The 12,473-nt window shown below is 69.9% G+C and carries 10 protein-coding genes; 5 read left to right on the plus strand and 5 right to left on the minus strand.

Features of this window, described 5'->3' with window-relative positions; genetic code table 11:
- Window positions 1-29 precede the first annotated feature (29 nt).
- Window positions 30-3,080, minus strand: a complete 3,051-nt coding sequence (locus IFU30_RS18450; protein ID WP_192006647.1) for an FtsK/SpoIIIE domain-containing protein — start codon at window positions 3,078-3,080, stop codon at window positions 30-32.
- A 91-nt stretch (window positions 3,081-3,171) separates the two neighbouring features.
- Window positions 3,172-3,966: a PP2C family protein-serine/threonine phosphatase gene (locus IFU30_RS18455; RefSeq protein ID WP_229939081.1), complete on the minus strand. Its 795-nt coding sequence runs from the start codon at window positions 3,964-3,966 to the stop codon at window positions 3,172-3,174.
- Between the two features lie 193 nt (window positions 3,967-4,159).
- Here IFU30_RS18455 and IFU30_RS18460 point away from each other — a divergent pair, with 193 nt between their 5' ends.
- From IFU30_RS18460 to IFU30_RS18470, 3 genes are all read left to right on the plus strand, one after another.
- Window positions 4,160-4,642, plus strand: coding sequence for an Lrp/AsnC family transcriptional regulator (locus IFU30_RS18460; protein ID WP_064295326.1), 483 nt, complete (start codon window positions 4,160-4,162; stop codon window positions 4,640-4,642).
- 74 nt (window positions 4,643-4,716) lie between these two features.
- The gene (locus tag IFU30_RS18465) at window positions 4,717-6,453 is read left to right on the plus strand and encodes a sensor histidine kinase (protein ID WP_159879183.1); all 1,737 of its coding nucleotides are present in this window, start codon (window positions 4,717-4,719) and stop codon (window positions 6,451-6,453) included.
- Window positions 6,450-7,622, plus strand: a complete 1,173-nt coding sequence (locus tag IFU30_RS18470) for a diguanylate cyclase domain-containing protein (RefSeq protein ID WP_192006651.1) — start codon at window positions 6,450-6,452, stop codon at window positions 7,620-7,622. The genes IFU30_RS18465 and IFU30_RS18470 overlap by 4 nt, the downstream gene beginning before the upstream one ends.
- 19 nt (window positions 7,623-7,641) lie before the next feature.
- Here the strand turns inward: IFU30_RS18470 and IFU30_RS18475 are convergent, their stop codons facing one another.
- Window positions 7,642-8,280, minus strand: a complete 639-nt coding sequence (locus tag IFU30_RS18475; RefSeq protein ID WP_229939078.1) for a hypothetical protein — start codon at window positions 8,278-8,280, stop codon at window positions 7,642-7,644.
- Between the two features lie 199 nt (window positions 8,281-8,479).
- Here IFU30_RS18475 and IFU30_RS18480 point away from each other — a divergent pair, with 199 nt between their 5' ends.
- A complete protein-coding gene (locus IFU30_RS18480) occupies window positions 8,480-9,976 on the plus strand; it encodes a glycosyltransferase (RefSeq protein ID WP_079707182.1) in 1,497 nt (498 codons plus the stop codon).
- Window positions 9,973-10,350 carry a hypothetical protein gene (locus IFU30_RS18485; protein ID WP_137243289.1) on the plus strand — a complete coding sequence of 126 codons (378 nt, stop codon included), beginning with the start codon at window positions 9,973-9,975 and terminating at the stop codon, window positions 10,348-10,350. Before IFU30_RS18480 ends, IFU30_RS18485 begins: the two co-directional genes overlap by 4 nt.
- Window positions 10,351-10,414: 64 nt before the next feature.
- Here IFU30_RS18485 and IFU30_RS18490 read toward each other — a convergent pair whose 3' ends face one another.
- Window positions 10,415-11,353, minus strand: a complete 939-nt coding sequence (locus IFU30_RS18490) for a response regulator transcription factor (protein WP_371742739.1) — start codon at window positions 11,351-11,353, stop codon at window positions 10,415-10,417.
- A gap of 55 nt (window positions 11,354-11,408) precedes the next feature.
- Window positions 11,409-12,470 carry a glycoside hydrolase family 6 protein gene (locus IFU30_RS18495; RefSeq protein WP_161578601.1) on the minus strand — a complete coding sequence of 354 codons (1,062 nt, stop codon included), beginning with the start codon at window positions 12,468-12,470 and terminating at the stop codon, window positions 11,409-11,411.
- Window positions 12,471-12,473: the final 3 nt, after the last annotated feature.

Below are 12,473 nucleotides of genomic sequence, written 5' to 3' on the forward strand. Positions count from 1 at the left end.
GCCCGGCCGACAGCCTCGGCCGCTTCGGGTCAGGAGCCGAGCAGGTCCACACGCATCGCCTCCTGTCCGGCCCGCCACCACCAGGCACGGCCGCTCGCATAGCCGAGGAGCGGCGGGAGTTCACGGCTCCTGGTCACCTGCCGGAAGTCGGCGGCGGAGCAGCCGTGGACCACCAGGTCGGCACCGGCGGTGCTCGGCGGAAGGTCTCGCCCGACGACCAACCGGCCCGACAGCCACGTCTCGGGGTCGACGAGGACGACGATCGCGGCGTCGTCCTCCAGGACGTCGCTCTCGATGCCCGCGACGCCCGCGAGCGGTGCGGACGGGAACAGGTGCGCTGCCGGTTCGATGAGCCGCACGCGTAGCTCCGTCCCGGTCGAGCGCTGCAGCATCGCCCGGACCGCTCCGGTCGCGCGCGTGACGATGACGGTCGCGCGTGCCGGGCTCGGCCGCCAGCGGTGGACCCCGGGCGCAGAGGACGGTGACGTCGGCGACGGTGGAGCGAGCGCGATCTGCACCTCCGAGTCCTGCCAATGCGCGCGGCCGGCGGGTCGGCGTGGATCGAAGCAGGAGGCGGGTGCGCCGGCGACGAGATGATCCTGCCGATCGGCGAGGCGGAGGACCAGGGTGCTGCCCAGCTGAGCCGAGAACCGGTGGACCACACCGCCGAGCCGGGAGGCGACGAGGACGACGCTGATGCCGCGGCGTCCCCCGTCTCGAAGCAGGCCGAGCAGTGCATCGCGGAGTGCGGCGCCGTGCTCGTCCCCGGCGGTGGCGAGGAGCGACTCCACGTCGTCGACGAGCAGGAGGGTGCGCTCGGTCGGGCGGAGCGGATCCGACAGCGCCATGACGGTGTCCCAGGCCTGCTCGGCATCCTGGCCGACGCGCTCCACGCGGAAGCGATCGCGCGCGCCGACCTCGAGCGTGTCCAGCAGGGTCGTTCGACCGGAACGTCCGGTGCCGAGCACCAGCAGCGAGCCGTCGTGCTCCGGACACCACACCGCGGGGCGTTGTGCCTGCTCCTCGGGGAGGTCCGCGAGGCCGAACACGATGCCCTCCCCGGGAGGACAGTCGACACCGGTGCGCTCCGAGCCTCCGGCACGTCCCGCCTCGATCGCCGAGACCGCGCTCAAGGCCAGGAGTGCCGGCAGGGGGTCGAGCCATGGTCGCCGAGGTGCAGGCGCGTCGCGCCAGCGCTCACGGACCGCGAGGATGTCGTCGGACGTGGTGACCGCGGACTGGAACACGAGTCGTCGGTCGCCGTTCCAGACGATGCAGCGGCCCGGTGTTCCGGCCGGGATCGCGGCCGCATCAGGCACACCGAGGATCGCGGCACTGTCGGGGCGCGAGGTGACCCGGAGCGAGAGGCGGAGCGTGCAGTTCGCGAGGATGGCGTCGGCGGCGACCGCCGCAGGACGCTGACTGCAGAGGATCAGATGCAGGCCGAGTGATCGCCCACGGGCCGCGAGGTCGGCGAACACCTGATGGAGGTGCGGGCTCGCATCGAGCAGTGCCTGGAACTCGTCGACGACGACGACGAGCCGTGCCGGGCGATGCTCCGGCAGGAGCACGGGGTCGAGCAGGTGCCGCGCCCCGTGTCCGGCGAGCACACGCTCGCGGTGGCGCAGCTCGGCACGCAGACTCGACACTACGCGGTCCGCCGCTCCCGGTTCGAGGTCGGTCACCATCCCGACCACGTGCGGCAGGGTCTCCACCGCTTGGAAGGAGGCGCCGCCCTTGCAGTCGACGAGGAGCAGGGAGAGCTCCTGCGGCGAGCACTGCGCGGCGAGAGCCGTGATCCAAGTGATGAGCAGCTCGCTCTTGCCGCTCCCGGTCGTGCCGCCGACCAGTGCATGGGGTCCGTCCGCTCCGAGGTCCAGCAGCTGCACGCCCTCGACGCCGGTGCCGACGGCGGCCCGGAGCGCATCGGGCCGCCAGTCCGATCCCGCCGACGGGCGACGGCCCCGCACCGGATGCACCTGCGCGAAGGCGACGTCGGTCGGCAGACTCGAAAGGGTCGGGGACTCCCCCGTCGTGAGTGCGGCGGCGGTGAGCGCCCCGACGACGTGTTCCGCCTCGGCCTCCGCGAGCAGGGTTGGCGACACCGGCACGGACGAGGAGGCGCCGGTACCGTCGGCGAGGACGGTCCGGCCGTCGGTGTCGAGGACGAGCAGGTGTCGGCAGCGGGTGGGGATGAGCTCGACAGTGTCGGACAGGGCGACGAGTACACCGCCGGTCGGCGGGCGTCCTCCCGATCGCCCCGCGGCGGACCCGACCGCTTCCCAGCGTTCGACGACCGAGACGAGGGTCGGCTCCGCCGTTCGCCCACCGGGCATCGGGTCGGCGGGGTCTGAGACCGCACGGTGCGGGAGGTCCTCGAGGAACGCCCAGGTGCGGTCGTCGGGAGCCGCGGGCTCACCGGAGAACTGCGCTGCCTGCGGTGGGAGCTGCCGGGCGAGCTGCAGAAGGATGCTGCGGGCCACCGCGCGCGCGAACACCTTCCCACCGACGATGCCGATCCCCTCGACCGCCTCGACCACGACCGGCGCCTCGGACAGCCGTCCCGCCCACTCCCATCGGTCGTCGTCCGCCCCCGCGTCCACTCGGACGGCACTCCTCGTCTCCCCTCGCCCGACGCAGACGAGCGTGCGGCGGGCCTCCGGTACCCGCCACCTGGCACGATCGGGTCCGTCGATGACCTCGAGGAGCCGACCGGCAGGGTGGAGTGCTCGCAGTTCCTCGCGTTCCTCGACGTGTGCTCGCGCGATGTCCTGCTCCAGCTCCTGCGCCGCAGCGTCATACGCTGCGCGCGCCCGCCGTCCGCGCCGACGTCTGGTCCAGCGTGCGTCGATGTAGCCGGCGACGGCGATGAGGGGCCCGAGCGCGGCGAAGACGAGGGTCACGGGTGAGCCGGTGATCGCGAACAGGGCGACCGACCCGACGACCGGGGCGAGACTTGCGAGGATCGGGAGCGACCCGGTGGGCGGCTCTGCCGGCGGGCTGGGGGCACGGAGGCGGGCCGGCGTCGGCGCGGGCCGGTGCGAGGTGGTCGCGGAGGGCGTCACGTCCGAAGGGCTCATGGCTCCAGTGGAGCACCCTGTGGCCCTGACCGGCTGACGGGACGATCCGACCGGGCGCGAAGCCCGCGCGAGCAGCGGCTGTGGAGCGAGCTCAGGAGGCGGGCTGCTCGACGCTCTCGTCGACCGCCGCGATGTCGAGCACGATGACCGAGACGTTGTCGCGTCCGCCGTTGTCGAGGGCGGCACGCAGGAGGAGTTCGGCCGCGTCGACCGGCGTGGCCCCCTCCGTCAGGAAGTACCAGATCCCGTGGTCGGTGAGTTCCTTCGTGAGCCCGTCCGAGCAGACGAGCCATCGGGCACCGGTCTCGATCGGGAAGAGCTCGACGTCAGGTACGGGGTCGTCCGACGGTCCGACGGCCCGGGTGATCATGTTGCTGTTCGGGTGGAACTCGGCCTCCTCCGGGCTGATCGCTCCCGCGCGGATCAGCTCCTGGACGATCGAGTGGTCTTCGGTGACCTGAACCAGCTCGCCGTCCTGCAGCCGGTACACCCTGGAGTCGCCGATGTTGAAGACCGCGACGCGACCCTCGCCCTCGTCGGCAGTCAGCACGACACCGGTGACGGTGGTGCCCATGCCGAGTTCGCCCTCCTCCGCGGTGTCGATCATGTCCGCGACGGCCATGCGCAGCGCGTCGACGAGGCCGTCGACGGTGAGGATCTCGGCTCCCTCGGTGGCCTTGGTCAGGCGGTGCGCGACCGCGGCACTCGCGACCTCGCCGGCGGAGTGCCCACCCATGCCGTCGGCCACGGCAAACACGGGAGGGAGCGCCACGAAGGCGTCCTCGTTCAGCTCGCGTCGCTTGCCGACATCGGTCATGCCGGCCCACGCGAGTGAGACTCGACGCCCGCCGGGCAGCGTGACGATCCGTTGCCCGTGCTCGGTCACGTCTGCTCCTCTAATACGGCTGGCGGTGGCTGATGCACCCTCGACGATAGTACGGTACCGGCCGACCGCAGGACCGCCCCACCCGGCTCGGCGGATTCCGTCCGGGGATCGGCGACGACGGATCCGGACGCCGGGGTCGGTCGGTCCTACGGATCCGCTTGCCGCGACCCGTCCACGCTGTCATGATCGACGCATGACACGAGCGAGCTCCGATGCACCGGCGAAGGCGGCGCCGCCCGACGACACCTCGAAGGCGATCATCGAGCAGCTCCAGACCGACGGACGCCGCTCCTACGCCGAGATCGGGAAGGCCGTCGGACTCAGCGAGGCCGCGGTGCGGCAACGGGTGCAGAAGCTCACGGAGTCCGGCGTCATCCAGATCGTCGCGGTGACCGACCCGATGCAGCTCGGTTTCACCCGACAGGCGATGATCGGCGTCCGGGTGACCGGTGACACCCGCGTGGTCGCGGACCGCCTGTCCGCGTTGTCGGCCGTCGACTACGTCGTCCTGACCGCCGGCTCCTTCGACCTGCTGGTCGAAGTGGTCTGCGAGGACGACGAGGAACTGATCGCGCTGCTGAACGACGAGATCCGCACCGTCGACGGTGTCTCCGGAACGGAGACCTTCGTCTACCTGCGCCTGCACAAGCAGCTCTACGACTGGGGCACCCGCTAGAGGGGATCCCCGCACCGGCGCAAGCCGTCCCCAGTATCACGTTCCGCCACCCCCGACAGAGGTACGCTCAACCCATGCCCGCGAAGCCGATCGGAGAACGGACTCCCCCGTCCGGCCCGTCGGCGTCGGGTGACACCGCCTCAGCACCCGGTCTCGCGGACACCGGGCCCACGAGAACGGGCCCGCACGCGGTCGAGGTCCCACGACGCGTCGGCCGGATGACCGGCTACAGCGCCTTCCCACAGCTGCTCTTCGGCCTGGCGGTGGTCGCCATCCTCTTCGCCACGCTCCTGTTCCAGGGCGTCGACGACAACTCCGTCCTCTTCTACATCGGGGTGATCCTGGCGTTCATCGCGACGGCGCTCGCGCCGATCGTGCCGTGGCACCAGGTGCCGCGGCTCCTCATCGCGCTCCCGATCCTCGACATCATCGCCATCGCGCTCATCCGGCAAGGCGAACCCCTGATCGGCGCGGGACTCCTCTGGGTCTTCCCGACCATCTGGATGGCGACGGCCTTCGGCCTCGCAGGTGCCGTGACCGCCATCGTGCTCGTCTGCACGTCGAGCTGGTCATCCCTCGCGATGACCCCGGGGGACATCACCATCGCCAACCTGCCGGCGCTCGTCATCCTGCCCACGGTCCTCGCGTTCGTCGCCGTCTCCACCGCGATGACCGCGAAGCGGACGGAGGCGCAGCGCGTGCTGCTGAACAAGCAGGCCGGACAGCTCGAGACTGCCCTGGGGCGTGCACAGGACCAGGAGAGCCGCCTCGCGGAGATCCTGAACGCCGTGAACTTCGGCGTCGTCCGCTTCGACCGCATCGGAGCCCGGGCGATGGTCAACCGGTTCCAGACGCGGCTGCAGGACGAGGTCGGCGAGCTGTCCGACGTCAATCCCGCACTCCCGGTGTGGGCCGAGGACGGACTGACCCTCCTCCAGCCGCAGGACAAGCCGTACATCCGTGCACGCCGTGGTGAGGAGTTCGAGAACCTCACGGTGTGGCTCGGCGCCCCCGGTACCGAGCGGATCGCCCTCGCCCTCACCTCCCGCCGCCTCTACGACCACGAGGGCGGCTACGACGGCACGGTGCTCGTCTCACGCAACGTCACGAGCGAGATCAACGCGATCCGCGCCAGGGACGATCTCGTGGCCTCCGTGTCGCACGAGCTCCGGACGCCGCTGACGTCGATCCTCGGGTACCTCGACCTCGCGCTCGACGACCCGGGGCTCCCACCGCGGGTCGCGAAGCAGCTCACGATCGCCCAGACGAACGGCGATCGACTCCTCGAACTCATCGCGGACATCCTCGCAGCCTCCCGCGACGTGAACCGGACCATGGTGCTCGAACGCTCCGAGTGCGAGCTGCGGGAGATCGTCGACCGCTCGGTCGAGTCGTTGGCGCACGTGGCCGCCGAACGGAGCATCACCATCGTTCGCCACGACGAGGAGGCCGTGCCGTTGTTCGCCGACCCGTTCCGCCTCCGGCAGGTCGTCGACAACCTGCTCTCGAACGGCATCAAGTACAACCGGGACGGCGGCGAGCTGAGCGTCGGTGTCACCGCGGAGGGCGACACCGCCTGGGTCATCGTGCGGGACACCGGCATCGGCATCTCCGAGGAGGACCAACCGAAGCTCTTCGAGCGGTTCTTCCGCTCCGACCTCGTCCGCAACTCCACGGTGCACGGCAGCGGTCTCGGCCTCGCGATCAGTCGGGACATCGTCCGTCTGCACGGCGGCGACCTCACCGTCCACAGCGTGCTCGGTGAGGGCACGACCGCGGTCGTCCGTATTCCGAGAGGCGGGACCGAATGACCTTCGACAGCCAGACCGTCGCGGTGATCAACGCGCTCGTCATCTTCGTCTGCGGCGCGACGTTCATCGTCAACACCTTCATGCGCAAGGACGACGCGAGCGGGAGGGTGTGGTCCGTGTCCTACATGGCCGGGATGTTCACCAGCTTCTCCTACGTCGTCAGCGCCTTGAGCCAGGAGGCCTGGTGGGCGATCGCCGCCGGGAACGGTGGATACGTGCTGAGCATCGCCGCCCTGTGGTCCGGCGCGCGGCTCTTCAACGGCAAATCGAGTCTGCTCTGGGTCTCACTCATCGGGACGACGGTCACGATCGTCGCCGCGCTCGCCGCCGGGCCCTCGGGAGGCCCCTGGGCGGGCGCGCATGCGACGTTCCTCTGCATCGCCCTCTTCGCGGGCCTCGGCGCGGCTGAGACGCTCGTCGGCGCGATGCGGGACAACCCGACCACTCGTGGCTTCACCATCGTGCTCGGCATCGCGTCGGCGTTCTTCGCGGCTCGGCTGGTCGCACTCCTCGTGGAGGGGCCGGACGGTTCGTTGTTCACGACGCTCTTCGGGACCGTGGCCGCCTCGCTGCTGCTCATCGCGCTCCTCATCGTCGCGACCGTGGTGCTCTCGGTCCTGCGGGCCGAGCGCGCCGCGCCCGCCAGCCGACGGCACGGGAGCATCGTCGCGTACACGGGCGACGACGTCCTCCTCCAGGAGTCCTTCGTCCGGATCGTCGACGACTGGCTGGAACGGGCGAACTTCCATGACGAGCAGCTCGCGATCCTCCACGTCCGGCTCGACGACCTCGATGAGATGAAGACGGCGTTCGGAGCGGCGTTCAGCCGTGAGGTCGCCGAGGGGTTCATCTCCTCGGTCCGTCGGTACGGTCCGACGCTCTCCGACATCGGCGAGGACGGCGCGGGGTGTCTCCTGATCGCGACCCCCGCAACGGACGCCGACGTCGCGCTCCAGGCGGCCAAGGGCATCCAGGACGGCCTGCTCGACCACCCCGTCGAGACCACGCCGCGCCTGCGCCCGACGGCCAGCATCGGGATCGCTCTGACCGACTACCTCGGGTACGACGTCGCCGTCCTCACGCGTGCCGCCAGCGACGCCAGCCTGCGTGCCGCAGCGTCCGGCGGGAACCGCACGGTCCTCGCCTCGTCCTCGCCGACGGGCCGCTGACGGATCGGATCGAGCTCGGTCAGGCGGGCGGGGCGATGGCGATGGTGAGGGTGTCCACCGCAGTCTGCTTCGCATATTCGGCGGACGTCGGCGTCGCCTGCACCAGCAGCTCGTAGGTGATCGTCAAGGTGACGCCGGTCGCGGTGCTGTCCACCTCGGGGAGGACGAACGTCTGGCTGTAGCTGTACGGTGCCTTGATGAGGTACCCCGGTGCCACCGTCGACTGGTCGGTGAACGGGGCAGGCGACTCCAGCTGCCCCTTCGGTCCGTGGACGGTCGTGGTGAGCGTCACCCGCGAGAGATAGAGCGCCTGGAGGTCGTCGGGGTTGAGCACGCCGCTGAGCGAGAAGCTCACCGGTTTGTTGACGTCCGCGGTCCACGCGTCCATCGACAGTGTGGACCAGTAGTCGACCGTGAGGGTGGCGGAGCCCGCCGTGAGCGTGTGCTTGGCACTCCCGCTCGCGAGTTCGTTGGTGATCGCACTCACCGTCGGCCTCGGTGTCTTCGACACGCGCGGCGAGCTGGTCGGCTGCGCGCCAGGCTCCTCCCACGGAGGCGTCCCGCAGGCGCTCAGCCCGAGGACGAGCGCGGCGGCGGTCGCGGCCTGGAGGGCGTGCCTGACGTGCCGGTTCCGGACCGGGCTTGGGTGGTTCGACATGAGGCTCCTGGCGGGTGTCGGAGGGATGATCGAGTGACCCTCGAGGGTCCATATGACCCACGAACTGGGGCCAGCGCGAATCTTGAGGAAATCCTGAGCCGACGCTATCGCATTCACGCGCGAAAGCCGCGCCCAACGCGGCAGAGTTGCAACTGCAGCGCGAACCGTTGCACTCGACCCACTCGGAACAGGACCCCTGATGTCAGAACTCGAAGCGCGACCGGACAGCTCTCGGCCCAACGCCCAGCAGCCTGACCCTCGGTACATTCAGACGCAGCCGCTTCTCGCGCCCGAACTTGAAGCGTATGCCAACGAATTCATCGACTCGGTCAACTCGCTCCCCGAGTACCGCGCGACCATCGGGTGCATCATCCCCGCCTACAACGAGGAGGAGTCGCTGCCGGCGGTGCTCGCGTCCCTCCTCGAGCAGACGCGGATGCCCGATGTGATCCACGTGGTCATCAACAACACCACGGACCGGTCGGTCGACGTCGCCGCGCCCTACGCCGGCCCGCACTCCCGGGTCGACGAGGACGGCTACGAGCAGTTCACCGAGGTGTTCATCCACGACATCGGGAAGAACCCCGACAAGAAGGTGGGCGCGCTCAACTACGGCTTCACGCTCGTCGAAGGCTACGACTACCTGCTCGGTGTCGACGGTGACACGGTCGCCGACCCGACCGCGATCGAGTCGCTCGAAGCCGAGATCGTCTCGGACAGTCGCATCGGCGGCATCTCCGCGATCTTCTCGATCGACGACGAGCCGTTCAAGAAGCAGCTCGTCCCGGCGTTCCTCATCGCCGGCCAGCGCACGCAGTTCGCCGCGTTCAACATGCAGAACATGCTCCGAGGCCGCAACATGGCCGTGCTCGGCGGGCAGTACTCGATCTTCTCCGTCCAGGCCCTGCGCGACGCGATGGAGCAGAACCACCAGTCCACCCCGTGGGTCAAGGACTCCGAGGTGGAGGACTCGCTCCTGTCGCTGCAGATCAAGAGCGCCGGCTACCTCACGAAGATCAGCGCCCGCGCCCGTGCCGACGTCGGTGGGATGACCACGGTCCGCTCCCTCGACGCCCAGCAGGTGAAGTGGAACTACGGAGCGATCGAGCTCATGTGGCCCGGCCAGCGCGGCGACACCAAGGGGCAGCCGTTCCACCCGAACTTGCGACTGCGGTGGCTCGAGAACGCGGAGATGCTCCTCAACATCGTCACGCGCATCCTCTTCGTCGTGCTGCTCGCCGGTTCGCTGTCGATCCACGCCTTCGTGTTCAGCCCCGTGTGGCTCATCCCGCCGCTGGTCGCCATCTTCCTCAACCTGCGCATCGCGCTGTCGATGAAGAAGCGGAACGCCCGCGACATCCTCTTCGCGGTCCTCATCTTCCCAGCCGAGTTCTACATGTGGATCCGCATGGGCCACTTCATCCGTGCCTGGTCGAAGTTCGCGTCGAACAAGAAGGTCGACAACTGGGCCGAGCAGGCGAAGGCAGAACGCGGCTCGGGCAACGCGCACCTCGCGCCGCTCCTGTTCGTCCTCGCCGCCATCATCGCGATCGTCGCCGCCTGGACCCAGCTCTCCCCCGTCGTCCAGTCCACGATCCTCTGGGCGGGCTGGCCGGTCCTCGGCGTCATCACCGTGCTGCAGACGCTCAGCATGTTCGGCAAGCTCATCCGTCGTCAGCGCGGCTACCGCGTGTGACGTCCCCCGACCCGGGCACGGTCGACGCCGACGAACTGCGCAGGTTGCTCCGAGAACTCTCGGGCGACCTGCGCAGTCGTCGTCGGTTCGTCCAGACCTACGTCGAGATGTGGCCCACCCGTCTGGCACGTCTGGGAGCGGCGCTCGACGCGCATGACACCGACGAGTCCAAGGTCGTCCTCCTCAGCATCCGCTCCTCCAGCGTCATGCTGGGCGTGATCGGGGTGGCCGGACTCGCGAGTGCCGGTCTCCAGGCGATCGAGCTGGGGCGACTCGAACGCGCACGCGAGATCCACACCGCCCTCCAGGAGGTCGGCCGCCGCAGCTGCGAACGACTGCTCGAACTCGACGCGGCAGACGCAGCGGAATCCTGAGCTCCGTCCACCAGGCGTCGTTGGTCGCCGGCGAGGCGCCGTCGCGGTCGGGACCGCGGTGGTCTCAGTCGTCGGAGGTCATGCGGTAGCCGACGCCGCGCACCGTCTCGATGAACCGCGGGGCCACGGTGCTGTCCGCGAGCTTCCGTCGCAGGTTGGCGAGATGCACCTCGATCGCACGCTTGTCGGCTTCGCTGACGTAGTAGGCCGTGATGTAGCTCTCGCCACGGAGCATGAGCGCGAGGTCCGCCTTGCTGCGCACTCGACGGCGGGACTCCATCAGTGCTTGCAACAGGTCGAACTCGCTCCGCGTGAGGTCGACCTCGGTGCCGTCGACCTCGACGATGCGGGTGGCCGAGCTGAGCTTCAGACCGCGGTGGACGAGCCACCCCTCGCCGTCGTCGGGCGCTGCGGCAGCCGGTTGCATGATGATCGGGACGACCGACTGACCGACGGGAGCGGCATGACGCGCGACGGTCTCGTGGACGATCGTGGGGTCGGGCGACGACACCTGCTGCTGCAGCGGCGGAGTCGCGACCTGAGCAACGGGAGCCGGCGCGACCGCGGTCGGAGCCGGTTGCGCCGGTGCCGCCGCGGCGACGGCCGGAGCATCACCGTTCGCGCGAGGCCGACGCAGCATCGCCTCGATGCGGGCACGGAGCTCGCGCGGACGGAAGGGCTTGGTCATGTAGTCGTCGGCGCCGGAGTCGAGGCCCTGCAGGGTGTCGATCTCGTCGCCTCGGGCGGTCAGCATGACGATGTAGGTGGAGCTGATGGCGCGGATGCGCTTGGCAGCCTCGAAGCCGTCGATACCCGGCATGCTGACGTCGAGGGTCGTGACGAGGGGGTTGTGCCTCCGCACCGCCTCGACGCCGTCCAGACCGTTCGCAGCGGACACGGTCTCGAATCCGGCCTGCTCGAGAACGGTCTCGAGCAGTTGGCGGATGTCCGCGTCGTCTTCGATGACGACCGCGGTCCGACGTTCGCTCAGCTCTTCGGTCACGATGCCCCTACCCGTTCCACCCGTCAGCGACGTGCCGGATGTAGCCGTTGCCGACTCACCACGCGCTGAATCCCTTGGCCAGTTGCACGGCCTGCTCCGGCCACCATACCCCAGCAAGGGGGCCACCGTTGCACGCTCCGTCGCTCTCGCCGGGGGCTTTCACCCAGAGGTTCGCGTCGAGGTGTTCGGCCTGCGCGGTGAGGGGCTGCTGCCCCACCGTCCGGCCGGACGGGTTGCACCATTCGCCGTTCGAGCCACTGCCGTTCCGAGAGGTGTCGATCACGTAATGGGCGCCGTCGAGGAGGCCGCTCAGTTCCTCCGCATAGGCGATCTCGTCCTCGGTCGTGTTGTAGTTGGAGACGTTGGTGGCGAAGCCCGTTGCGTCGGCGACACCGGCCTCCCGGAGGAGCTCGGCCATCTCGGCGGGCGGTCGCCAGTCGGAGTGGCCGCCGTCGAGGTACACGGGGACCGATGCGTCCGCGAACTGCTCGGTCGCGGCTGCAAGTTGCCGCATCCGCGCGGTGCGGTCACCGCAGTCCGGCGCGAGCGCGACGGCATCCGGTTCGAGGATCACGGCGACGCGGTGATCCGCGACGGCGGCGACGATCTCGGCGACCCAGTCCTGGTACTCGTCGCTCGACAACCCACCGGCGGACTGGTTGCCGCAGTCCCGCTCCGGCACGCCGTAGACCGTGAAGACCGGCATGGACCCGGAGCGCTCGGCGGACCGGACGACCTCGGAGACGGTGTCCCGGACGGTTCCGATCGGGTAGCGCTCCGGCACGAGCCAGATCGCGGTCGGCTCCGCCGCGAGCCGCTCCGCCGCTGCGAGCTGTTGGGCGACGTCGCTCGGGTCGCCGTTCGAACCGCCGCTCGTCCCGGCCGTGGCGGAACTCGTCGGTTCCTCGGTCGCGGCCGCCGGATCGGCTGCGGCGGCTCGGGCGGCAAGCGAGGACGGATCGACGTACAACTGCGCTCCGTCGAACGGGCCGGCAGCGGCGTTCGGGACGCGGCTCACGAGCGACACCGCGAGCGCACCGCCGGCGAGGAGGACGGCGACGACGCCGAGGGCGACGGCCGTCCGGGTACGTCGTCGGTCGCGGGGCGTTCTCGGCACGGA

Source organism: Plantibacter sp. CFBP 8798 (assembly GCF_014841195.1).
Lineage (GTDB): Bacteria > Actinomycetota > Actinomycetes > Actinomycetales > Microbacteriaceae > Plantibacter > Plantibacter auratus.